The 23,308-nt window shown below is 75.4% G+C and carries 15 protein-coding genes; 11 read left to right on the top strand and 4 right to left on the bottom strand.

The window, feature by feature from the left end:
* Positions 1-18 precede the first annotated feature (18 nt).
* A complete protein-coding gene (locus tag ACIPYQ_RS22005) occupies positions 19-2,700 on the top strand; it encodes an AAA family ATPase (protein ID WP_401253646.1) in 2,682 nt (893 codons plus the stop codon).
* Between the two features lie 186 nt (positions 2,701-2,886).
* A complete protein-coding gene (locus tag ACIPYQ_RS22000) occupies positions 2,887-3,837 on the top strand; it encodes a polyprenyl synthetase family protein (protein ID WP_401253643.1) in 951 nt (316 codons plus the stop codon).
* 512 nt (positions 3,838-4,349) lie between these two features.
* Here ACIPYQ_RS22000 and ACIPYQ_RS21995 read toward each other — a convergent pair.
* The 4 genes from ACIPYQ_RS21995 to ACIPYQ_RS21980 are packed head-to-tail and all read right to left on the bottom strand — an operon-like array spanning position 4,350 to position 12,473.
* Positions 4,350-6,089: an AMP-binding protein gene (locus tag ACIPYQ_RS21995; RefSeq protein ID WP_401253640.1), complete on the bottom strand. Its 1,740-nt coding sequence runs from the start codon at positions 6,087-6,089 to the stop codon at positions 4,350-4,352.
* On the bottom strand, positions 6,080-8,725 hold the full coding sequence (locus tag ACIPYQ_RS21990) for a LuxR C-terminal-related transcriptional regulator (protein WP_401253637.1): 2,646 nt from the start codon (positions 8,723-8,725) through the stop codon (positions 6,080-6,082). The genes ACIPYQ_RS21995 and ACIPYQ_RS21990 overlap by 10 nt, the downstream gene beginning before the upstream one ends.
* Positions 8,726-8,745: 20 nt before the next feature.
* Entirely contained in the window at positions 8,746-11,463 is a 2,718-nt protein-coding gene (locus ACIPYQ_RS21985) for a BTAD domain-containing putative transcriptional regulator (protein ID WP_401253634.1), read from the bottom strand.
* 5 nt (positions 11,464-11,468) lie between these two features.
* On the bottom strand, positions 11,469-12,473 hold the full coding sequence (locus tag ACIPYQ_RS21980; RefSeq protein WP_361754314.1) for an AfsA-related hotdog domain-containing protein: 1,005 nt from the start codon (positions 12,471-12,473) through the stop codon (positions 11,469-11,471).
* A 247-nt stretch (positions 12,474-12,720) separates the two neighbouring features.
* Here ACIPYQ_RS21980 and ACIPYQ_RS21975 point away from each other — a divergent pair, with 247 nt between their 5' ends.
* The 9 genes from ACIPYQ_RS21975 to ACIPYQ_RS21935 all read left to right on the top strand — a co-directional run bounded on the left by ACIPYQ_RS21975 (position 12,721) and on the right by ACIPYQ_RS21935 (position 23,305).
* Positions 12,721-14,328: an MFS transporter gene (locus ACIPYQ_RS21975; RefSeq protein WP_401253630.1), complete on the top strand. Its 1,608-nt coding sequence runs from the start codon at positions 12,721-12,723 to the stop codon at positions 14,326-14,328.
* 96 nt (positions 14,329-14,424) lie between these two features.
* Positions 14,425-15,375 (top strand): AIR synthase-related protein, encoded by a 951-nt coding sequence (locus tag ACIPYQ_RS21970; RefSeq protein ID WP_362236575.1) that lies wholly within the window; start codon positions 14,425-14,427, stop codon positions 15,373-15,375.
* Positions 15,376-15,559: 184 nt separating this feature from the next.
* Entirely contained in the window at positions 15,560-16,159 is a 600-nt protein-coding gene (locus ACIPYQ_RS21965) for an acyltransferase (RefSeq protein ID WP_401253626.1), read from the top strand.
* A gap of 405 nt (positions 16,160-16,564) precedes the next feature.
* The gene (locus tag ACIPYQ_RS21960) at positions 16,565-17,734 is read left to right on the top strand and encodes a hypothetical protein (protein WP_401253623.1); all 1,170 of its coding nucleotides are present in this window, start codon (positions 16,565-16,567) and stop codon (positions 17,732-17,734) included.
* Positions 17,731-18,501 (top strand): WecB/TagA/CpsF family glycosyltransferase, encoded by a 771-nt coding sequence (locus ACIPYQ_RS21955; RefSeq protein ID WP_361754329.1) that lies wholly within the window; start codon positions 17,731-17,733, stop codon positions 18,499-18,501. The genes ACIPYQ_RS21960 and ACIPYQ_RS21955 overlap by 4 nt, the downstream gene beginning before the upstream one ends.
* Positions 18,501-19,757, top strand: a complete 1,257-nt coding sequence (locus ACIPYQ_RS21950; protein ID WP_401253620.1) for a nucleotide sugar dehydrogenase — start codon at positions 18,501-18,503, stop codon at positions 19,755-19,757. Before ACIPYQ_RS21955 ends, ACIPYQ_RS21950 begins: the two co-directional genes overlap by 1 nt.
* 4 nt (positions 19,758-19,761) lie before the next feature.
* Positions 19,762-20,880 (top strand): non-hydrolyzing UDP-N-acetylglucosamine 2-epimerase, encoded by a 1,119-nt coding sequence (gene wecB, locus ACIPYQ_RS21945; protein ID WP_361754335.1) that lies wholly within the window; start codon positions 19,762-19,764, stop codon positions 20,878-20,880.
* 24 nt (positions 20,881-20,904) lie between these two features.
* A complete protein-coding gene (locus tag ACIPYQ_RS21940) occupies positions 20,905-21,804 on the top strand; it encodes a chain length determinant protein (protein WP_401253617.1) in 900 nt (299 codons plus the stop codon).
* Complete coding sequence (locus ACIPYQ_RS21935) at positions 21,776-23,305, top strand: oligosaccharide flippase family protein (RefSeq protein WP_401253614.1); 1,530 nt, start codon at positions 21,776-21,778, stop codon at positions 23,303-23,305. The genes ACIPYQ_RS21940 and ACIPYQ_RS21935 overlap by 29 nt, the downstream gene beginning before the upstream one ends.
* Positions 23,306-23,308: the final 3 nt, after the last annotated feature.

Genomic DNA, 23,308 nt, shown 5'->3' with positions numbered 1-23,308 from the left:
GGACACTGGGGGACTCTTATGCTTTTGTTCCGGCGCGCCGAGGAAATCTCTCTCTTAGATGCACTGCTTTCGGGATGCGCATCCGGCAATTCCGGACTGCTGCTCGTCGAAGGCGCGGTCGGCTGCGGAAAGAGCGAATTCCTGGAAACGGCCGCCGGACTGGCGGAGATCCGCGGCGCAACCGTTCTGCGCGCCATCGGCACCGCGGCCGAACAAGGCCATCCGCTGGGCGTCCTGCGCCAGCTGGCCGCCGACGCCCCGGCCGGTGCGCTGCCCGCGCCGGCGCCCGACGAGGCGGACCGGGTCGAGGCCATGCGGGCCTTCGCCGCGGCCGTCCGCGCACTGGGCACCGCCGCACCGGTGGTCGTCCTCGTCGACGACCTGCACCACGTCGACGAGCTCTCCCGCCGCTACCTGCTGCACCTCGCGCGCGGCACCCGGCAGGCCGGGGTCCTGCTGGTCCTCGCCGAATCCGCGCACGAACACGGCGACGACCCGCTGCTGGGCACCGAGCTGATGCGGCTGCCCCACTTCGCGCGGCTGCGCCTGCACCGGCTCGCCCCCGAAGCCGTCCGCGCGATGACGGCGGACCGCACCGAGGCGGAGGCCGACCGGCTGTACGAGGTCACCGGTGGAAACCCGCTGCTGCTGCGGGCCCTGCTGCAGGACCCGCAGGCCCGGCCCGGCGACTGCTACGCCCGGGCCGTCCTCGCCTGCTTCCACCGCAGCGGTCCCGCCACGGCCGAACTGGCCGGGGCGATCGCCGTACTCGACGACCTCGCGACGCCCGCCCACCTCGCACGGCTGACCGGCGCCGCCGAGGCCACCGCGGCCCGGGCGCTCACGGCGCTGGAGGCCGCGGGCCTGCTCGCCCCCGGGGGCGGATTCCGCCACCCGGCCGCGCGGGCCGCCGTACTCGACCGGACGGACCCGGCCGACCGGCCGGCCCTGCACCGGGAAGCCGCCCTGCTGGCCCGCGCGTCGGGCGCGCCCGACACCGCGGTCGCCGCGCAGCTCCTCGCCGCACGGCACACCCGCGAGGAATGGGCGCTGCCCGTCCTGCGCTCCGCCGCCGACCAGCACGTCGCGGACGGGGAGCCGGACCTGGCCGTGGCCCTCCTGCGGCTCGCCCACGAGGCGTGCCCGGACGACGCGCTGCGCGCCGAAGTGAGCGTCAGGCTCAGCACCGTCGCCGGCCGCACCGACCCGGCCGCCGCCGAACACCACCTCGCGGTCCCGCTGGCCGCCGTGGCCGGGGGCAGGCTGGACCCGCACGCGCTCGGCTCGCTGGCCCGGGCACTCGCCGCCCAGGGCCGCATCGACGCGGCGGTCGACGTACTGGAACGGCTCCCGCCCGCCGACGGGCGCCGCACCGGCGTTCCGGGGGAGGACCCGCTGGACGGTCTCTCGGCCTTCCCCCAGTGGGCGGCCTCCGCCCGCCGCGGCGCACCCGCCGAGGGCGGGCCGCACCCGGCCGCCCGTCCTGCCCGGGCCGCCGTCCACCCGGCCGCCCTGTGGACCCTGCCGGGGGAGCCGGAGGAGGGCGCGGCCGTCCGCGCCGCCGAACTGTTCCTGCGCGGCGCCACCCTCGCCGAGGGCACGGTGGAACCGGTGGCGCAAGCCCTGCGCACCCTGCTGTACCTGGACGGCCCGGCCCGTGCGCTGCCCTGGTGCGAGGAGTTCGTCCGGCAGGCGACGCGGCGCGGAGCCACCGGCTGGCGGGCCGTGTTCGCCGGTCTGCTCGCCGAGGCACGGCTGCGCGCGGGCGACCTGACGGGCGCGGCGGACGCCGCCGAGGAGGTCCTGCGCTCGGCGCCGGGCCGGCGCGGCAGCATCCTGCTGAGCGCGGTGGCGGGGACGCTCGCCCGGGCCCGCATCGCCATGGGCCGGACCGAGGAGGCGGCGGCCGTCCTGAGCCGGCCCGTCCCCGCCGAACTGGCGGGAAGCGTCCACGTCCTGGGCCACCTGCGCGCCCGGGGCCAGTACGCGCTGGCGACGAGCCGGTTCCACGCGGCACTGGGCGACTTCCTGGACATCGGCCGCCACATGAAGCGGTGGGGCCTGGACCGGCCCCGGGTCCTGCCCTGGCGCACGGACGCGGCGGAGGCCCTGCTCCGGCTCGGCGAGGCCCACCAGGCGGAACGGTTCCTCGCGGACCAGCTGACCACGCGGGACGCCGCCGACCCGTGGGTGCGCGGCACGTCGCTGCGGCTGCGGGCGTCCCTGCGCGAGCCGAGGGAGCGGCAGGCGATGCTCGCCCGGGCCGTCGACGAACTGCAGCGCTCCGGGGACCAGTACGAACTGGCCCGCGCCATGGGCGATTTCGGCCAGGTGCTGCGCGAGGTGGGCGAACCGGCCCGGGCTGGCATGGTCGACCGCAGGGCCTGGCACCTGGCCAAGGAGAGCGGGGCCGAGGCCCTGTGCGTGAAGATCCTGCCCGGCCACACCGGTGAGGACGACGAGGCGCAGGAGGCGGCCGAGGCGCCGGACGCCGGACTGGTGGCGAGCCTGAGCGAGTCGGAGCGGCGGGTGGCCCTGCTCGCGGTGCACGGCCACACCAACCGGGAGATCGCCAAGAAGCTCTTCATCACCGTGAGTACGGTGGAACAGCACCTGACCCGGGTCTACCGGAAACTGAACATCCCCGGCCGGCAGGCGCTCCCGGCCGACCTCCAGCCGGGCGTCGCGGAGCTCGTCTGACGCGGCGGGGGTCCGGTATGACAAGGTGATGGCAAGCCAATCCCCTCCGGCCCGTGCGTGGCAGACATCAGGGACTCCCGGCCCCGCCGCGCACGCCGGAACCTGCCGGTGCACGCTCTTCGGTGGCTTCCGCGCCCGGTGTGCGGGACAGTCGGTCATGAGGACGTAGCCCGCAGGGAGGGCACCATGACCACACCGACACACGACCAGCCGTGGCGCACCGCGTCGCCCGGACAGGTCCGCGACGCCATGATCGACCGGGTCGAGGAGCGACTCGCCGGACTGCTCGCCGAGGAGCACCGCAACCGGCGTACGTCCGACCCGCGCAGCGCCGTCCTGGTGATGGGCGTGGCCGAGCTCGTCCAGGCCGGCGGGGAGCGGGCCCGCCCCGCGATCTGCCTCACCGGGTACCTCGCCGCCGGCGGCGACCCGGAGGGGGAGGACGCGGTGACGGCCGCCGCCGCACTCGAACTGCTCGACACCTGCCTGGTGATCCGGGCGGACGTACGGGACAACGCGCCGCTGCGGCGGGGCATCCCGACCCTGCACATCAGCCATGCCGCCGAGCACGAGCGCAACGGCTGGCGCGGCGAACCGCGCCGCTTCGGGGAGGGCACCGCCGTCCTCGCCGGGGACCTGGCCCTCGCCTACGGGGACCGGCTGGCGGTCCGGCTGCCGCACGGGGCCCGGCGATTGTGGGACGACCTGCGCGCCGAGCGGGCGATCGGCGCGCACATGGAGGCCGCCGCGGCCACCGAGTACCTCGACGACGCCTGGCCCGGGCAGTGCCTGGAGGGCTGCGGCAGCGGCTGCGGCGCGGGCTGGTACGGGCTGCGGCACTCGCTGCTGATGGGCGCCGCGCTCGCCGGCCGCGAGGACCTGGGCGAGGCCTACGAGGAATACGCCCGGGCCGTGCATGGCGCCTGGCGGATCCGCGGCTTCCTCAGCGGCGGCCCGGGCTTCGACGGCGACGCCCAGTTCCTGCGCGACGTGTTCTTCGACGCGCAGGCGCGGGAACGGGCCGAGGAGACGATCGCCGCCCTCGTGGTCCGCGCGGACGAAGCCGTGGCCGCCGCCCGCATCCCCCGCGCCTGGCGCACCGAACTGGGCGCCCTGGCCCGAGAATTCGCGGGCTAGCCCGCCTGCCGTGCCTCTGCCGCGGGGCGGGACCGTGCGACTCAAAGCCGGGGCTCCGCCCCGCACCCCGCGCCTCAAACGCCGGCGAGGCTGAACTACCGGGGCTCCGCCCCTAGCCCCGCGCCTCAAACGCCGGCGGGGCTGGGGGTGCGGCGGGACGGGATGGTGCGGCTCAAAGACCGGGGCTCCGCCCCGGACCCCGCTCCTCAAACGCCGGAGGGGCTGGATTGTGCGGCGAGGCTGGATGGTGCGGCGGAGCCGAAAGGTCGCAGGGGCTGAAGCAGCAGCCTTGGCTCCCGCCGGGGTTGGGTGTGTGTCGGGGTGATCCCCGCAGGGCGTCGAACGCAAGGTGCCTCGGCCCGCCGACCCCCCGACACGTTCGGCGCCCGAGGAGACGCCCCGGCGCGCGCCCGCCCCCACCCGCACCGGCGCAGCCAGCCGCCCGGGCCCACCCGTACTGGCGAAGCCCGCCGCCGGCCCGGCCTGAGCGGCGCAGCCGAACGGCCTAGCGGTCAGGTTGGGGTTGGGCGGGGGTCGCCTGGGCGGAGGCGGGTCAGCCAGGTGCGGAGGGCGCCCCGGCGGACCCGGCCGCCCTCGTCGCGCGGCAGCGCGCCGACGATCTCCAGACGGGTGGGCAGGAAGGCCTCCGCGACGCCCAGGGACACGAGGTGCTCGCGCAGTTCGGCCGGCCCCGGCGGCCGGTCCAGGGCGGTCGGGACCACGACGGCACAGGGCAGCTCCCCGTGCTCGGGATCGGTGTAGGCGACGACCGCCGCCTCCCGCACCCGGGGGTGGGCCAGCAGCCGCTCCTCCACCTCGGCGACCGGGACCATGAAGATGGCGCCGGTCCGGGTGCCGGCCCGGGCCAGGACCCGTATCCCGCCGTGCCGGTCGGCCGTCGCCAGATCCCCCGTGCCGAGCCACCCGTCCCCCTCCTCCCAGGTGGCCACCGGCGCCGGAGCACCGTGCCGCCAGGTGGCCAGGCAGACGGACGGGCCCCGCACCTCCAGGGGGGACGCCGCGTCCGCCGCCGACACCTCCAGCCCCCGCAGCGGGAGCGCGCCGTCACCGCCCCGCGCGGTGTCGGAGAGCGCGCCCATGCCGACTTCGGGCGCGCCCCACACGGAGAGCACCGGTACGCCGAACACCTCGCGGAGTTCGGCGGCGAGCGGCGCCGGGGTGCTGGTGCGGCCCCCCGACAGCACCAGCCGCAGCCGGTCCGTCTCCCGGGGGCGCCGGCGCTGCGCGGTGACCAGCTCGGCCAGGTAGGCCGGCTCGGCGTAGACCTGGTCGACCCCGGCCGCGGCCATCAGGTCCAGGCAGCGGCCCGGATCCCACACGTCCTGGTAGACCCCCGTCCCGCCGACCGCCAGCGGCCAGCACACGGTGTAGATCAGCGAGGCCAGCGAGGTGAGCGGCAGCGTGCTCAGGAAGACCTCGCCCGGCCGCCGCCCCGGGCCGTCGGGCCCGCTCTGGGCCGAGATGTTGGCGTACAGGGTGTTGGGGGAGTGCAGCACCGAGGTGTACGCGTCCCGCAGCCCCATGACGCTGATCAGCAGCGCGGGCCGGTCGGCCTGCCCGGCGCGCGGCCGGCTGCGCAGGCCCGCCTCGGTGCGCTCGTGGGCGGTGCGCCGGAAGTACGCGCCGAAGTCGACCGCTCCGGTCGCCGCGGCATCCCCCAGGACGACCCGGTGGCGCAGCCACGGCAGCCGCCCGGCGAGGTCCGCGAGGGCCTCCGCGTGCGCGAAGCCCTCCCATACGTCGGGCACCACGCAGACCCGGGCCCGGGTGCCGTCCAGGATCCGGTGCAGCCCGTGAGCCCGTACCGTCGGCAGTACAGGCACGGCGACCGCGCCGATCCGCAGACAGGCGAGGGTGAGCGCCGCGGTCTCCCACCAGTCGGGCAGCTGGAGGGCGACCGGATCGCCCGGGGCGACCCCGAGCGAGGTCAGGGCGCCGGCGAACCGGTCGACGTACAGGGCGAGCTGGGCGTAGGTGAGGGTGACCCGGCGCAGGCCGGCGGGCCGGTGGGCGCGCTCCGAGACGATCGCGGGGCGCTCGGGCGCGCGGGCGGCCGTACGGTACAGGTCGTCGAGGAAGGTCTGCGGGCGCCACCAGCCGGCGGCCCGGAACCGGTCCGCGACCTCGGCGGGCGGGACCAGGTCCAGGGGGCGGGCGGGCGCCCGCCCGGGGCGTGCGTCCGCCGTACCGGGCATGGCGGAGCCGGGCACGCCGGAGCCGGTCAGGCCCATCGGCCCACCGCCCCGGCCACCTGCACGCGCGAACTGCACCCGAGGCGGCGCATCACGTGGCGGACGTGGTTGACGACGGTCCACTCGGAGATGTCCAGCTTGGCCGCTATCTGACGGTTCGTCATGCCTTCGGAGACCAGCAGGGCCACCTGGACCTGCCGCGGGGTGAGCGACTGCGCCTCGGGGGCCGCCCCGGCCGCGGCGCGCCGCGAGGGCGCCGGCGCCGAAAGGGCCTCCGCCACCGCCGCGGGCACGGACATCCGGACGCCCTCCGCCCAGGCCACGGCGAAGTCGGTCCAGCCGAGGCGGGCGCTCAGTTCCGTACGGGCCCGCTCGGCGGCGGAGCGCCACTCGTCCGGCACCTCCGCGCCCGTCTCGCCGCGCAGGGTGTCGGCCGCCGCCAGCAGCCGTACCGTCCGCGGCCGCTGGGCGGGCGCGGTGCGGAGCAGCAGCAGGGAGAACTCCTCCAGTGCGCCCGGCAGTTCGGTCCGCTCCCCGAAGGCCCCGTACAGCCGCAGACTCTCCCGCAGCGCCCGGTCCGCCCCGTCCGGCTCGTCGCCCTCCAGAGCGAGCGCGGCCACGGTCCGCAGGGCGCCCGCGAGCCCCCGCCCGTCGCGGATCCGCCGGAACGTCTCCACGGACCGGTCCAGCAGCTCCTGCGCCTTGCGCCGGTCCCCCTCGGCGCGCAGGACGGCGGCGAGCGAGCCCGCGGCCTCGGCCGCGCCCCCGGTCACGCCCATCGACTCCAGCGCGTTGAGGGCGGTCACCAGGACGGCCCGCGCGCCCGCAGGATCACCGGCCCGCAGCAGGGCCGCGCCGAGCCGGGCGGAGGCGAGCGCGTTCTGCCGGCGGTCGCCGACGGACTTGCCCAGGGCCAGGGCGTGCCGGTGGCGGCGGACGGCCTCCTGCGGATCGCCGAGGGCGAGCGCGAAGACGCCGGACAGGTCGGCGAGCCGGGCCCGTACGGCCTCCAGCAGCACCGCCCCACCTGCCTCGGCGATGTCGTCGCACCACTCCAGTCCCTCCCGCAGCCGCCCCTGGGCCAGCCACGGGAGGCGGCAGCCGAGCACCAGGGCGGCCGCCGTCTCGCTGTCGCCGCGCTCGCGCAGCCGCCGCAGGGCGCCGCTCACGTTCGCGCCCTCGGCCGCCAGCTCCCGCAGCAGCCTCTCCTGTCCGGTGCCGCGCAGTCCCGGCAGGGCGGCGGTCACCAGCGACCGGTAGCGCTCCGCGTGTGCGTCCAGCGCCGCACCCTCACGGCCCGAATCCGCCAACTCGGCCCGGCAGTGCGATCGTACGGGCTCGGGCACGGCCAGCCGCGGCTCGCCCTGTTCCTCGCCCACCACGGCGAGCAGCCCGCGGTCCAGCAGGGTCTCGACGGCCGCCTCGGCCGACAGCCCGGCCGCCGACAGGCCGAAGCCGGGCTCGTACACCGAGAGCCGGCCCAGCAGGGCGCGGGCTCCGTCGTCCAGGCCGCGGCAGCTCCACTCGGCGAGCGCGGCGAGCGAGCGGTGCCGCTCCGGCGCGTTCGCCGGGCCGCCCGACAGGATGGTCGTACGGCCGCGCAGGCGCGCCGGCAGCAGGTGCGGGGGGAACAACCGCAGCCGCCGCGCGGCGAGTTCGACGGCCAGCGGTAGGCCGCCCAGCAGCGTGCAGATCTCGGCGACGGCCCCGGCGTTCTCCTCGGTGAGCGCGAAGGAGGGGTCGGCGTCCCGGGCCCGGCGCACGAACAGCGCGACCGAGGCCGCCTCCTGCACCTCGTGCGGATCGGCGACGCCGCCGGCCGGCCCGCGCCGCGGCCCCGGCACGGGCAGCGGCGCCAGCGGCAGCAACTGCTCCCCGTACACGCCGAGCGGCTCCACGGCAGTGGCCAGCACCACCACGCGCGGATCACCGGCAAGAGCCTCCACGGCCGCGGCCGCCCCGGACCGCGCCTCGTGGTCACAGCCGTCAAGCACCACCAACACCCGACCGGACACCCCGAGCACGTCGGACACCCCGAGCACGTCGGGCACCCCGAGCACGTCGGGCAGGCCGGGCGCCCCGGACAGGCCGGGCGCCCCGGACAGGCCGGGCGCCCCGGACAGGCCGGGCACCCCGGGCAGGCCGGGCACCCCGGGCGCGCCGGATACGCCGGGCACCCCGGGCGCGCCGGATAGGCCGAGTGCGCCGGGCAGGCCGGGCACCCCGGGTACGCCGAGTGCGCTGGGCACGCCGGGCATCCCGGATACGCCGGATGCGTCGGGTACGCCGGATGTGCCGGGCACGCTGAGTGCGCCAGGCAGGCCGAGCACGCCGGGCACGCCGAGTGCGCCGGGCACCCCAGGCACCCCGGGCACTCCGAGCGCGCCGGGCACCCCGGATACGCCGGGCAGGCCGGGCGGCTGCGGCAGTTCGGGGAGTTCTGGGAGCTCCGGGCTGCCGGACGTGGGGTCCAGGGTCGTCACCCGGGCGAACTCGCCGGCGATTTCTCGTACGACCTCCACGGCCAGCCGGCTCTTGCCCACACCGGCCCGGCCCGTCACCGTCACCAGCCGCACCGACGGGTCCCGCAGCCGCTCCCGCAGCGCGGCGGCTTCGAGCTCGCGTCCCACCAGCTCCGTCACCGGGCCGAGGGACACCGCGGTGGTTCCCCCCACGCCGGGGGCCGGCCTCCCGTTCATGTGCGGACCCCGGCCGGATGGATCCGCCAGAGCCCCGGACGGATCTCCACGGCACGCGTCGCCGCGGGACCGTGACCGGAGCCAGAGCCAGAGCCAGCGCTCAGCGCGCGCATCGAGCGCAGTGCGTACACCTCCAGCCGGTGATCGCGCAGCGCGCCCGCCAGCTCCAGGCACTCGCCGAACCAGGCCCGCGCCGTCTCCGGCCCGTCCTGCGCCAGCGCCAGCAGCGCCCGCGCCCGGCTCGCCTCGTACCGGCCCCGCGTGCGGCCGGGCGCCGACAGGGCGGCGAGGGCGGGCTCCAGCAGGGCGGCGGCCTCCGCCGACTCCCCGGCGTCCAGCCGTAGTTCGGCCAGCCCCACCAGGGCGCGCGCCGCCTCCTCCTCGTCGTCCGCCGCCCGGGCGACCGCCAGCGCCCCGGAGAACAGCTCGTGGGCCCGCTCCACGCGCCGGTACTGCCAGGCGAGATCGCCGAGCGAGCGCAGCATCCGCGCCCGGGCCGACCGGTCCCCGCACCGCTCGGCGGCGTCCAGGGCCAGCGTGTAGGCGGCCTCGCCCTCGTCCTGCACCGACCCGCCGGCCAGGGCGTCCGTCAGCTGTACGGTCAGCTCCCACAGCCCGGCGTCGTACGCGGTCCGGGCCAGCCGTACGAGCCCGCGCGCGCCCTGGTCGGATAGGTGACCGGGCTCCGCGGCGGCGACGGCGTACGCCCGGCACACGCGCTCGGCCCCCGCACGCGCCGCCCCGGGCCGCTCCTCCAGGGCCAGCCGCTCCACCGCCAGCAGCCGCAGCAGCTCCGGGAGGTGCCAGCCGTCCCGGTCCACCGCCACCAGCCGCTCGTCGGCCAGGGCCTCCAGAGCCGCCGAGGCCTGCGGCCCGGTGACGTCCAGCGCGGCCGCGGCCTCCCGGGCGCCGAACCGGCCGGGCGGCAGCAGGGAGAGCAGCCGGAAGGCCCGGCGCTGGTCGTCGGGGCAGGCCGCGTACGCCTCCAGGAGGCGGGCCCGTACGTCCACGTCGCCGGTCCGCAGCGCGTCCAGGCGGCCGCTCTCGTCCCGCAGCCGGTCCGCCAGGGTGGCGGCCGTCCAGTGCGGCCGGGCCGCGAGCTGCGCGGCGGCGGTCCGTACGGCGAGCGGCAGCCGCCCGCACAGTTCGGCGATCTCGGCGACCGCGCCCGGATCGGGGACCGGGCCCGGATCGAGCACGGGAGCGCCGCCGCGCGTCACCGCGCGGGTCCCGGCACGCCCGGTGAACAGGCCGGCGAGCCGCCTGGCCTCCTCGGGGCGCCACGGCCCGAGCACCACGGACCGCAGCCCGGGGAGCCCGGCGGGCACGCGGCGCGCGGTGAGCAGCACCACGGCGCCCCGCAGCGCGGGCAGCAGGGGCCGCACCTGCGTCTCGGAGCTGACGCCGTCGAGGATCAGCAGCACGCGGGGGGCCGTTGAGGGGCCGTCCGCCGGCCCGGCGGGCCCGTCGGCCCGCTCCAGCAGCCGGTCCAGGGCCTGCGCGCCCTCCGTCCCCTCAGCCGACACGGCGGTCGCATCCCGCAGGTCCACGAAGATCCGCCCGTCGGGGAAGGCGTCCGCCACCCGGTGCGCGGCCTCGACCGCGAGGGCGGTCTTGCCGGCTCCGGGCATGCCCGTCACGGCGACGCAGCCGCCCGCCGGGGCGCTGCGCAGCATCCGCTCCAGTGCGGTGAGTTCGTCCGCCCGGGCGGTGAAGCAGGGGTCGGCGGCGGGCAGCAGCGACGCGAGCGCCGCGGCCCGGTCGCCCGCGGAGGCCCCGGCGCCGTCCTCCCCGCCGGTGTCCCCGCCCTCGCCCGCCGCGCGCTCGCCGTACGTGCCTTCGGTCCCGGCCGGCGCCCCGCCCGCGTCCCGCGCCCCGCCCTCCGGCCCGGTGGCGGTCGCCGCCCTGGCCCTGGTTCCGGCGCCGGACCGCGACAGCGCCGGGTCGCCCTCCAGGATGCGCCGCTGGAGCCGGCTCGACGCCGGACCCGGCTCGATCCCCAGCTCCTCGACGAGGGTCTCGCGCAGCAGCGCGAACACCCGTAAGGCCTCGGCCTGCCGGCCGCACCGGTACAGCGCCACCATCAGATGGGTGTGGAACTCCTCGTGCATGCGGTGCTCGGCGACCAGCTCCTGGAGTTCGGCGACCAGTTCGCGGTGCAGCCCGAGGTGGAGCTCGGCCCGGATGCGCTCGTCGAGCGCGGTGGTGCGCGCCTCCGCCAGGCGGACGGCCGCGCCCTCCAGCACCGGACCGTGCGGGGTGTCCGACAGCACCGGCCCCCGCCACAGCGCGAGCGCCCGCCGCTGCAGATCGGCCGCGGCGGCGAAGTCGCCCGCCTGCAGGGCCTGGTGGCCGCGCCGGGACAGGTCCTCGAAGGCCGTGCCGTCGACCGCGTCCGCCCCGACCCGCAGCAGGTAGCCCGGCCGGCGGGTGACCAGTGCCTCCCGCCCGTGCTCCGGGTCGGCGCTCTGCAGGGTCTTGCGCAGGTGGGAGACGTACACCTGGAGCGTCGTCGTCGCGGTGCGCGGCGGCGCGTCCGGCCAGAGCTCGTCGATGAGGCTCTCCACCGACACGACCTCGTTCGCCCGGACCAGCAACGTGCCGAGGACGACCCGCAGTTTGGCGGCCTGCGGGGCGTACGACGTCACCTGGCCGGTGTCCGTGGGGCCCGTACCGCCGGTGACCTCAAGCGGGCCCAGAATCCCGAAGCGCATGATGCTCAGTAGTCCTGCACCACGGAGGTACGGGCCTCGGCGACGGCCCGGCGGCGCTGCGTCAGGGTGAGCGTGACGGGAACGGTCGGCCGCCCCTCGTCGTCCCGCTCCAGGGGCCCGGCCACCGCCACGCAGCGCAGCGGCAGATCGCGCTCCGCCGGTCCGCGGAAGTGCACCTGGCAGGCGCCCAGCGTGCTGCGCGCGGGGTTGAGTCCGTGCACGCGGCCCGCGGCGAGCAGCGAGGTCTGGCGCAGCGCCTCCATCAGGTGCAGACCGGAGTACTGGCCGTCCTCGCCGGTGAACACGGGGCTGACCCGGGTGGAGAGCAGCCAGGTGCTGAGCCGGCCGCGCGAGACGTCGGTCGGTTCGCTGATCACGATGTTCTCGGGGGCGTAGCGGCCCGCCTCGGCCGAGTCGACCGGGTGCAGCGGGCCGTCCGGGGCGTCGTCGAGCTCGGGCGCGGCCTGCAGCGCCTGCCGGGAGTGCTCCACGTGCTTGCGGTACAGCTTCGGCATGAGGAAGACCAGGCCGGCGGCGCCCGTCGCGCAGGGGCGGCCGTCGATGGTGACCTGGAGGTGGAAGTCGAGCCCGCGCGGCACCTCGGCCACCACGTTCGCCGGGCGGGCCGTGATGTGGGTCGCCAGGGGGACGGGGCCGGCGGTGCCCGCGTCCGTGCGCCAGGCGGAGAGGTCGGTGAAGTCGAGGGTGAAGCGGTAGAAGAGCCCGGGCCGGTCCTCGGGCACGCCGAAGTAGCGGTGCCCGACGAACTCGCCGATCTCGCGCACCGTCTCGGTGGCGATCTGCAGGTCGTGGAAGTACCCCGGGCCGTCGTTGAAGAGCGGGTGGGTGACGGGAGTCGCGCCGACGAGGGTGAAGTGCTCCTCCCCCAGGCTGGGAGCGTCCAGGGCGTAGTACGCCCGCGTGGGCGGACGGTGGATCAGGTGCTGGGTGCCCGCGGTCGCGTGTCCATGGATGGTGGGGGGCGAGGTCGTGCCGTTGTCGACTGTCATGTCCCTCTCCTTCTCTGCAGCCATGGTGGGGCGGTGGCGGAGCGGGCAGCCACTCGGCGCCGGTGTCAGCAACGTGCATGGCAGGAACTCGTCCCGCCCCGCCGGCGCCCTCCGGGCCCCCCGGCCTTTAGTGACGTCCATGCGGCGGGAGGCACTGTCGGTACCGAGGCCCCGCCCCCGGGACGTCCCCCGCCCTTCGGGCGGGGCCTTCGAACCACTGCTCTCCCCGATCCCGGAAGGGGCCCCGATGGCCACCACAGGGTCCGCGCGCACCCCCCGCGCCGTACCGGACCGTGCGGGGCCGGAGGGAGCACCCAAGGCACCGTCGGAACCGACGGGACCGGGAGCACCGGGCCCGGCGGGACCGCCGGGCGGGGCGCCGGCCGCTCCGACCGCCCGGCTCCGCTACGGCTACGCCTCGGGATCGCTCGTCACCGGTACCTTCACCACGCTCCCCGGCCTGCTCCTGCTCCCGTACCTCACGGACACCCTGGGCGTGGGCGCCGCGCTGGCCGGCGCGATCGTCTTCGTCCCCAAGGCGTGGGACGCGCTGCTCAACCCGCTGGTCGGGCGGGCCAGCGACCGCACCCGCACCCGCTGGGGCGCCCGCCGCCCGTACGTCCTGGGCGCTGGCCTCGCGATGGCCCTGGCCTTCGCGCTGACCTTCGCGGGCCTGCTGCCGGGCACCGCCGGCGCCTGGTTCACCGCCGCCGGCTACTTCCTGACCGCCACCGCGTTCGCCTTCTTCCAAGTGCCGTACGTCGCCATGCCCGCCGAGCTCGCCGACCGCGACGAGGACCGGATGCGGCTGGTCGGCGGGCGGGTCGCCGTCATCGGCGTGGCGGCCCTCGTCACCGGCGCCGCCGCTCCCGCACTCGTCGAGGCCGGCGGCGGCGGCCTGGCCGGGCACCGCTGGGTCGGCGTCTTCGGCGCGGCGGTCATCGCCCTGGGCGCGCTCTGGGTCTTCGCCGGCACCTCCGGCGCCGGCCGCTCCGGCCGCGTCCTGGAGAGCGAGCCTGGGTCGTGTCGTCGAAGTCCCGTCTGGCCGACGGGGCCTGGCACGCACGCTCGCCGCGTTGTCGTCGGTCGACGACGCTCCGCGTCGCCTCCCTCCTCCGCCTTGCGATCGCACGCACCAGGCCCCGCCGGCCCCGCCCTCCGGGCGGACGACGCTACTTCGACGACATTCCCCAGCCTGCGCCGCCAGTTCGCGGCCGCCCGCGGCAACCCCTCCTTCATGGCGCTGCTGCGGTGCGTGGTCGTCCAGTCCGTCGCGACCGGGGTCCTCCTCGCCGGCGCGCCGTACTTCGCCGACCACGTGCTGCACGACTCCGCCGGGGTCGGCCCCATGGTGGCCGCGTTCGTCGCCCCCAACCTGCTGACCCTCCCGCTCTGGTCGCGGCTGCGCGGCCGCCGCGGCCACGCCCTCGCCTCCGCGCTCTTCGCCGCCGGCTGCCTGCTCTTCCTCGCGGCGCCCGTGCTGCCCCCGGCGGCGGTGCTCGCCACCATGGCGCTCGCGGGCACCGGCCACGCGGGCCAGCTGCTCTTCCTGTACGCGATGCTGCCGGAGTGCATCGCCGACGACACGGCCCGCACCGAGCGCCGCCAGGCCGGCGTCCTGTCCGGCCTGTTCACCACCGGCGAGGGGCTCGGCGTCGCCCTCGGCCCCTTCCTCTACGGCCTCGTGCTCCAGCTCTCCGGCTACGTCTCCTCCGGCACCGGCCGCGCCGCCGAGCAGAGCGCCACCGCCGAACTGGGCATGCTGGCCAGCTTCGCCCTCCTCCCGGCCCTGGCCACCGCGGGCGCCGTCGTCCTGCTGCGCGGCTACGGACGGACCGGCCGCCGCCCCTACTGACCCCTCATCCGTCGCCGTACGGGTGACACGGGTATGCGGGACCCCGTAGGCGCAGGATGATGGGACGATCATGGCTCGCGGGCATCGGGGGATGGCGTGACGTACACACAGGGGTGGGAAGCGGCCCAGGTCGGCTTCGGTCCGGGGGTACGGGCCCTGATCGAGGAAGAGCTCCTGCCGGACCGGAGCGTCATCGTCCGGACCGGTACGTACGTCGTCGACCCGCCCTTCTTCGGCAACGGCGACATCGGGCGGGTCGCCGTCTGCGGAGCCGTCAACGAACTGGCCGTCACCGGCGCCGAACCCCGGCACATCGCCCTCGGCATCGTGCTGGAGGCCGGGCTGCCGCTGGAGCTGGTGCACCGGCTGACCGCCTCGGTCCGCTCCGCCGCCGCCGAGGCCGGGGTCACGATCGCGGCCGTGGACACCCAAGTCGTCCGCGCCGGCGAGGCCGACCGCGTCTTCGTCACCGCGACCGCCTTCGGCGTGCCGGTCCCCGGCGCACCGGCCCTCGACCTCGAATCGGTCCGGCCGGGCGACCGCATCCTGGTGACCGGGCCGCTGGGCAGCCACGCCGCCCACCTGGTCTCGCTGCGCGACGGCCTCGGGTACGAGCACCACGTGCCCAGCGACTGCGCCCCGCTCGGCGGCCTGCTGCGGGCCGTCGGCGCCGACATCCACCACGCCCGCACGGTGGTCGCGGGAGGCCTGGCGGAGGTACTGCGCCAGTGCGCCGCGGGCCGGGGCCTCACGCTGTGCGTCGAGGAAGCCGCCCTGCCCGTACGGTACGAGGCCCGGGTGGCCCTCGGGGCCCGGGGCCTCGCTCCGCTGGACGCGGCCTGCGCGGGCTGCCTCTGTCTGTTCGTCCCGCCGGAGCACACCGCCCGGGTCCTGGCGGCGCTGCACGCCCACCCGTACGGCCGCCAGGCCGCCGCCGTCGGAGAGGTCACGGCCGACCCGATGGGCGAGGTGGAGTTCCGGGCCCCCGACGGCCGCCTCCACGCGCGCACCGTCCCGGCCGGCTCCGTCCCCGAGCGCCTCCTGTGACCGTCCGGTGCGGCCGGGCGGGGCAGGTCGCGGCCGGCCGCGGCGGGGTGTGAAACCGGCCAAATCCCGTTTCCGGACGGTTGGTTGATCAACGGGTGGGGTGTCCTCGCGGCGCATATGCTCGGCCCGTGCGGACGTGCGTCCGTACGTCCGAACGCCTCGCGAACCGTAAGGGGACCGCGCCGTGAGTGTCCGCATTCAACCCTCCTCCCAGGTCGACGAGAGCGCCGAGCTCGGTGAGGGGACCACGATCTGGGATCTGGCGCAGATACGGGAGGAGGCCCGGCTCGGGCGCGGGTGCATCGTGGGGCGCGGGGCGTACGTCGGGCCCGGCGTACGCATCGGGGACCACGTGAAGCTCCAGAACTACGCGCTCGTGTACGAGCCGGCCGAGCTCGGCGACGGGGTGTTCATCGGTCCCGCGGTCGTCCTCACCAACGACTTCTACCCCCGCGCGGTCGAACCCGACGGCCGGCTCAAGCGCGACGGCGACTGGGAGCCCGCCGGGGTCGTGGTCGCCGAAGGGGCCTCGCTGGGGGCCCGTTCGGTGTGCGTGGCCGGCGTGCGGATCGGGCGCTGGGCCTTGGTCGCGGCCGGCGCGGTCGTCTCGAAGGACGTACCGGACTTCGCGCTCGTGGCGGGTGTGCCGGCGCGGCGGATCGGCTGGGTGGGCCGGGCCGGCGTCCGTCTGGTGGAGCGTGCGGGCGAGCCCGGCGTATGGGAGTGCCCGCGCACCGGTGCGCTGCACGACGAGAAGGACGGCGCGCTCCTCGAGCGGACCTGACGCAACGTCGGCAAACTACGTCATCGGCATTTCCTCAAAACCGCAATCAACGAACATCCGTGGGCATACCTTGTCCCTGTATACGGGATCTGAGCACGCAACAGGCTGTGCTCAGTGGGGGGTTGTACACGACGAGGGCATCGCGGCAGTGTGACGGCCGGCGCGGACACCACGCGCCTGCCGGCACTGCCGATCAAGCATGCCCCAGTCCGAGGCATCGCTGGGGGGTCCAGACGCAGCCTTCGGACGGCTCGTGCCACCGGTGGGACGACACCGGCGGCACGGGCGTCGCCGTCACGCGCAATCCCCCTCCGAGGAGCGATCAGAGGGGGTAGGTGTCTTGGTGCCGTACGGCTCGGAGATACGGGGTGCGCGGAGCACCCGGGGAGTCGGGGTGGGGACCCGATGACCAGTACACGATTAGGAGCACTGGCCGGCGAGGACCTGCCGCTGCACGCCCTCGCCGAGCGGCTGCTCGCACTGGCCGAGGCGGGACTTCCCGCGATGTACCTGCCGGACGCCGAGACCTTCGTCTTCACCAGGGCGGGAACCGTGTCGCCCGACGGCACCCGCCGCCTGGAGCAGCGGGGGACCAGCACCCGGTACGCGGCCATCACCGCGCTGGGCGCCCGGTTCCTGCCCGAGGACCGCCAGCGCGCCCTGTTCGGCGGGCGCTCCGCCGAGGAGTTCGCGGGCCTGCTCGTGGAGCGCCTGCCGGGGGTGGTGAACCTCGGCGACGCCGCGCTCATCGCCTGGGCCGCCGCCGAGACCGGCCACCCGAAGCTGTCCGACGCCCTCGAACGGGTGGCGGCGCTGGACGTGCCCGGGCGGCCGCAGTACACGGTCGAGGCGGCCTGGGTGCTCTCCGCCCTCACCGCCGCGCGCGGCGCGGTGGACGTGGAGGACCGCCTCGCGGCCGCCCGCACCCGCCTGCTGGCGGCCAGGACGGGCGAAGGCTCGCTCTTCCCGCACGCCACCGGGCCGGGGCTGGTCCCCGGATACCGCTCCCACGTGGCCTGCTTCGCCGACCAGACCTATCCGCTCCAGGCACTGGCCCGGCTGCACGCGAGCGGCGACGACCCGGAGGCCCTCGCGGCCGCCGACGCCTGCGCCGCCCGCATCTGCGCCCTGCAGGGGGACGGCGGCCAGTGGTGGTGGCACTACGACGCCCGCCGCGGCGGCGTGATCGAGGGCTACCCTGTCTACAGCGTGCACCAGCACGCCATGGCCCCGACCGCCCTGCTCGACCTGGCCGACGCGGGCGGTACCGACTTCGGCGCGGCCGTCCGCAAGGGGCTGCGCTGGATGACCGACGTCCCCGAACTCGCCGGTCCCGCCGGGACCCCGCGGGAGCCGGTGATCCGCGAGGACTTCGGCGTCACCTGGCGCAAGGTCCACCGCGGCGACCCGAAGAAGGCCGTCCGCGCAGCCCGCGGGCTCACCACCCGGGTGGCGCCCGGCGCGCGGCTCGCCCCGCTGGACCGGATCTTCCGGCCGCTCGCGGTGGACCGCGAATGCCGGCCGTACGAATTCGGCTGGATGCTCTTCGCCTGGCTCGGGGGGCTGCCGAGATGACCCGACGGCCCACCCTCTTCGGGATCGCGCTCGATCCCCTGACCATGGACGAGACCGTGCAGCGCTGCCTCGACGCGGTGCGGCGCGGTGAACAGATCGAGATCGGCATGGTCAACGCCGCCAAGCTGGTCAACATGCGGCGCGATCCCCGCCTCGCCGAGGCGGTCGCCGGCTGCGACCTCGTCCTGGCCGACGGCCAGGCGGTGGTCTGGGCCGGCCGCGTCCTGGGCGTTCCGCTGCCCGAACGGGTCGCGGGCATCGACCTGTTCATGCGGCTGCTCGCGGCGGCCGAAGTGGCGGACATCCCCGTCTACCTGCTCGGCGCCGAACAGTCCGTCCTGGAACTGATGCTCCGGCGGATCTCCGAACGCTTCCCCGGACTGCGGGTGGCCGGCAGCCGCAACGGCTACTTCGCCGACTCCGACCAGGAGACGATCGCCGACGGCGTCGCGGACAGCGGCGCCCGGATGCTGTTCCTCGGGATGACCTCGCCCAAGAAGGAGATCTTCACCGCGGGCTACGGCAAGCGCACCGGCGCCCACGTCGTCCACGGCGTCGGCGGCTCCTTCGACATCCTCGCCGGCATCACCAAGAGGGCCCCGCTGGTCTGGCAGCGGATGGGCCTCGAATGGTTCTACCGCACCCTCCAGGAGCCGCGCCGTCTCGGCAAGCGCTACCTCACCACCAACGCCGCCTTCCTGGCCATGACGGTCCGGGAGCTCATCCACCGCACACCGTCTGCCGGTTCCGCGAACAGGAGTCACTGATGCGCGTCGTCGTCGTGGGACAGGGATACGTCGGACTGCCGCTGGCCATCCGGGCCGCCGAGGTCGGACACCAGGTGATCGGGTACGACGTGGACGCGCGGCGGGTCAAGAGCCTCGCCGCCGGCGAATCGTACGTGGAGGACGTCTCCTCCGAACGGCTGAACCGGGCGCTGGCCAACGGCTCGTACCGCCCGAGCGAACTGGCCCGGGACTGCGGCGGCTTCGACGTCGCCGTCGTCACCGTGCCGACCCCCTTACAGGACGGCGCCCCCGACCTGCGCTACATCGAGGAGTCGGCGCACACCCTGGCCCGCTTCCTGCGCCCGGGTGCGACCGTCGTCCTGGAGTCCACCACCTATCCGGGCACCACCGAGGAGCTCTTCGCGCCGATCCTGGAGGACGGCTCCGGGCTCGCCGCGGGCGAGGACTTCCACCTCGGCTACAGCCCCGAGCGCATCGACCCCGGCAACACCGTCTGGGGCTTCCAGCAGACCCCCAAGGTGGTCTCCGGAGTCGACGCCCGCTCCCTCAAGGCCGTCGAGGCCTTCTACGGGGAACTCGTCGACACCACCGTCCCGGTCCGCTCGCCCAAGGAGGCCGAGCTGGCGAAGCTGCTGGAGAACACCTTCCGGCACGTGAACATCGCGCTGGTCAACGAGATCGCGATGTTCGCCCGCCACCTCGACATCGACGTCTGGCAGGCCATCGAAGCGGCCTCTAGCAAGCCCTTCGGCTTCATGAAGTTCACCCCCGGCCCGGGCGTCGGCGGCCACTGCCTGCCGATCGACCCCTCGTACCTGAACTGGCGGGTGCAGCGCGAACTCGGCCAGAACTTCCGCTTCGTCGAACTCGCCAACGACATCAACAACCACATGCCCGAGTACGTGACCCGCCGCGTGATCGACGCGCTCAACGCCAAGCGCCGCTCGGTCAACGGCTCCAAGGTCCTGCTGCTGGGGCTCGCGTACAAGAAGAACACCGGCGACGCACGGGAGTCGCCCGCCGTCCGCATCGCCGAGCTGCTCCTCGACATGGGGGCCAAGGTCCGCGCCGTCGACCCGCACGTCGTGGAGAGCATCAAGGTCGACGCCCGGCTCGTCCGGGTCGAGCCGACCCGCAAGGAAGTGGCGGCCGCCGACGTGGTCGTCCTGCTCACCGACCACGACTCCTTCGACTACCAGATGATCGCGGAGCACGCCTCCTTCGTCCTCGACACCCGCAACCGCATGACCGGACCGAAGGTGGAGGTGCTCTGACCCCATGACCAGGATCGTCTGCGTGGCCGGAGCCCGGCCCAACTACATGAAGATCAAACCGGTGATGGACGCACTGGAGCGCCGCGGCGCCGAGGTGATCCTCGTCCACACCGGACAGCACTACGACGAGTCCATGAACGACGTGTTCTTCCGCGACCTCGGCATCCGCCCGCCCGACCGGTACCTGGGTGCCGGATCCGGCACCCACGCCCAGCAGACCGGGCGGGTGATGGCCGCCTTCGAGCCGCTGCTCGACGAACTGGCCCCGGACGCGGTGGTGGTGGTCGGCGACATCAACTCCACCCTCGCCTGCGCCCTGGTCACCGCCAAGGCCGGCCCGCTGCTGGCCCACGTGGAGTCCGGCCTGCGCAGCCGGGACTGGAGCATGCCGGAGGAGGTCAACCGGGTCGCCACCGACCGGCTCAGCGACTACCTGCTGGCCCCCTCGCCCGACGCCGCCGCGAACCTGCGGGCGGAGGGCTACCGCGAGGACCAGATCCACGTGGTGGGCAACGTCATGATCGACACCCTCCTCGCCAATCTGGACCGGGCCAGGCGGTCGGACGTCCTGGACCGCTACGGACTCACCCGCGGCGGCTACGGCCTGGTCACCCTGCACCGGCCGGCCAACGTCGACGACCCGGCCGCCCTGCGCGGCCTGCTCAAGGCGCTGGGCGAGATCGCCGGCCGCTGCCCGCTGCTGCTGCCCGTGCACCCGCGGGCCGCCGAACGGCTCGCCGACCTGGGCGTCCCCGGCGGCATCAGGCTCGTACCGGCCGCCGGATACCTCGACTTCATCGCGCTGCAGGACTCCGCGCGCCTGGTGCTCACCGACTCCGGGGGCGTCCAGGAGGAGACCACCGCCCTGGGCGTGCCCTGTGTGACCCTCCGGGAGAACACCGAGCGCCCCATCACCGTCGAGGAGGGCACCAACGTCCTGGCGGGCACGGATCCGGACCGCATCACGGCCACCGTGAACCGGGTGCTCGACCATCCGCCCGCGCCGCGCTGCCCCGGACTCTGGGACGGCCGGGCGAGCGAGCGCATCGCCGCGGTGCTGCTCGACGGCCCGCCCGCGGGGACCCGGCTCCGGCCGACCGATCTCGTCCCGCAGCAACCGTAGTGAAGTGACAAGAGGGGGAAGACCATGGACCTCGCCGAGATCTGGCGGGTCATGCGCAGGCGTTGGTACGTGCTGCTGCCCGGACTGCTGGTCACCGGGGCGCTCGTCGTCGGCGTGCACCTGGTGGTGCCGGTGACGTACCGGTCGCAGAGCACCGTGACCATGCTCAACTCGCAGAAGGCGACCGAGGCCTACGACGGCAACCCCTTCCTGAGCACGCAGGCCTCCCTCACCGGCATGGCCGACGGACTCGCCCGCAACCTCAACTCCGACGCCTCGCTGGCCGACCTGAAGAAGCTGGGCGTCACCGGAACCCCCGAGGCGAAGATCGCCGACAACGCCCTGGGCCCGTTCATGTGGCTCACCGTCACCGGGAGCGACCCGGACCGCGTCCTGGAGTCGGACCGGAAGCTCACCGCCTATGCCGAGAAGCGGCTGACCGAGTTCCAGGCCAAGCAGAACGTCGGCCCGGACGCCATGATCCGCATGGCGACGATCGTGCCGCCGCAGAAGCCGGTGGCCGAGACCAAGACCAGGCTGCAGTACCTCGTCATGGCCGGGGGCCTGGGCCTGGTGCTCAGCATGGTCGCCGCCTTCTACGTGGAGGCGCGCAGGAGGTCACCCAAGCCGAAGACCAAGCCCGAGTCCGGGCCCAAGACCGGGCCCAAGACCGAGCCCGGTCCGGAGGCACCGGGCTCCGAGCCGGGGGAGGAGACGACGACCGCCCCCCTCCCCCCGACCGGGGAACCGGCCGTGGAACAGACGCTCGCCATCCGGCGGCCGCCCAGCTGGGCGCGGTCGACCGAGGACGGACCGGCCGCCGCAGAGCCCGAGGCGCCACAGCCCGTCGTGGCCGTACCGTCCGCCGCCGAGCCGCTCGACGAGGAGTCGACTCATGGACACCGTCCGCGCACCGGACACTGAGACCGGTGAGCCGAGCGAAGCCCCGGCTCCTCCCGCGCCCCCCGCCACCGCCTCCTTCGAGCGCAAGGTCCGTTCGGCGGCCCGGTGGAGCCTGATCAACACCGTGGTCCTGCGCCTGGGCAACTTCGCGACCGGCATCGTGCTGGCACGCTTCGCCCTGGGCCCCGCGGAATGGGGCGTGTACGGCGTCGCCCAGACCGTCCTGCTGGTCCTGCTGTCCGCGAACGAGCTGGGCGTGAGCCTGGCCATCGTGCGCTGGGAGGGGGACCCCCGGCGGTTCGCGCCGACCGTGCTGACCCTCAGCACCCTCTCCAGCGCCCTGCTGTACGTGGCGCTGTTCGCGACGGCACCGACGGTGGCGGGCCTGCTCGGCTCGCCGGACGCCACGGGCGTCCTGCGGGTGATGTGCCTGTGCGTGCTGATCGGCGGGGTGGCGGCGGTCCCCGGCCAGTTCCTCACCCGTGAGTTCGCCCAGGGCAAGCGGATGATCATCGACGGACTCAACTTCGTGGTCAGTACCTCGGTCACGCTGCTGCTGGCCTTCGCGGGCTGGGGCGCGATGAGCTTCGCCTGGGGAGCCGTGGCGGGGAACACCGTGACGCTGATCGGCTGCTGCCTGGCCGCACCGGGCACCCTGAAGTACGGCTGGGACCCCGGGCAGGCCCGGAAGCTCCTGCGGTTCGGGCTTCCGCTGGCCGGGGCGAGCCTGCTGGCCCTCGCCGTGGCCAACGTCAACACCATGGTGGTGGGCGCGACGCTGGGCAGTGTCGCCCTGGGCTTCTACGTGCTCGCCTTCAACGTCTCCGGCTGGCCCGTGCGGATCATCTCCGAGGCCGCACGCCGGGTCTCCTTCGCCGGCTTCTCCCGCCTGGCCGATTCGCCGCAGGCGCTCGCCCAGGGCTTCAGCCGGGCCCTGGGGGTGGTGATCACCGGCACCGTCCCGCTGTGCGTCCTGCTGGCGGGCCTCGCGGAGCCGTCCGTCCGGCTGATCTACGGAAGCCAGTGGACCCCCGCCGCCGCGGCCCTGCCCTGGCTGATGGCCCTCGGCCTGATCCGCATCGCCTGCGAACTCGCCTACGACTGCATGGTCGCGACCGGACAGCGCCGGCTGCTCCTGCTGGTCCAGGGCCTGTGGCTGGCGGCCCTGGTCCCGGCGCTCTTCCTCGGCGCCCGCCTGAACGGCATCGTCGGCGTCTCACAGGCCCAGGTCCTGGTCGCCGGCGGCTTGGTGGTGCCCGTCTTCCTGTACGCCCTCAGCCGTGGAGGCATCGGCGTCCGCTCGATCGGCCGGGCCTGCGCGTGGCCCTTCCTCGGCGGGGCCGTGATGGCCGCGATCATCCTCGGCCTGGAGCGTCCGCTCGGCGACGGCCCGCTCGCCCTCCTCGCCGTCGCCGCGATCGCCCTGGCCGGCTACGTGCTGTGCGTCCTGCCCAGCCGCGACTTCCTGCGGGGCGTCGGCCGCCACGCCACGCCCCGGCCCGACCAACAGGACATGAGGTGAACC

This window comes from Streptomyces sp. NPDC090045, from assembly GCF_044747975.1.
Taxonomy (GTDB): domain Bacteria; phylum Actinomycetota; class Actinomycetes; order Streptomycetales; family Streptomycetaceae; genus Streptomyces.
Note: the sequence above shows the minus strand (reverse complement) of the source record. Positions and strands in the feature narration are given on the sequence as shown.

Coding starts and splice junctions, on each gene's coding strand:
- ACIPYQ_RS22005 (WP_401253646.1), top strand. CDS start 19: ATGCTTTTGTTCCGGCGCGCCGAGGAAATCTCTCTCTTAGATGCACTG.
- ACIPYQ_RS22000 (WP_401253643.1), top strand. CDS start 2,887: ATGACCACACCGACACACGACCAGCCGTGGCGCACCGCGTCGCCCGGA.
- ACIPYQ_RS21995 (WP_401253640.1), bottom strand. CDS start 6,089: ATGGGCCTGACCGGCTCCGGCGTGCCCGGCTCCGCCATGCCCGGTACG.
- ACIPYQ_RS21985 (WP_401253634.1), bottom strand. CDS start 11,463: ATGCGCTTCGGGATTCTGGGCCCGCTTGAGGTCACCGGCGGTACGGGC.
- ACIPYQ_RS21980 (WP_361754314.1), bottom strand. CDS start 12,473: ATGACAGTCGACAACGGCACGACCTCGCCCCCCACCATCCATGGACAC.
- ACIPYQ_RS21975 (WP_401253630.1), top strand. CDS start 12,721: ATGGCCACCACAGGGTCCGCGCGCACCCCCCGCGCCGTACCGGACCGT.
- ACIPYQ_RS21960 (WP_401253623.1), top strand. CDS start 16,565: ATGACCAGTACACGATTAGGAGCACTGGCCGGCGAGGACCTGCCGCTG.
- ACIPYQ_RS21955 (WP_361754329.1), top strand. CDS start 17,731: ATGACCCGACGGCCCACCCTCTTCGGGATCGCGCTCGATCCCCTGACC.
- ACIPYQ_RS21950 (WP_401253620.1), top strand. CDS start 18,501: ATGCGCGTCGTCGTCGTGGGACAGGGATACGTCGGACTGCCGCTGGCC.
- wecB (WP_361754335.1), top strand. CDS start 19,762: ATGACCAGGATCGTCTGCGTGGCCGGAGCCCGGCCCAACTACATGAAG.
- ACIPYQ_RS21940 (WP_401253617.1), top strand. CDS start 20,905: ATGGACCTCGCCGAGATCTGGCGGGTCATGCGCAGGCGTTGGTACGTG.
- ACIPYQ_RS21935 (WP_401253614.1), top strand. CDS start 21,776: ATGGACACCGTCCGCGCACCGGACACTGAGACCGGTGAGCCGAGCGAA.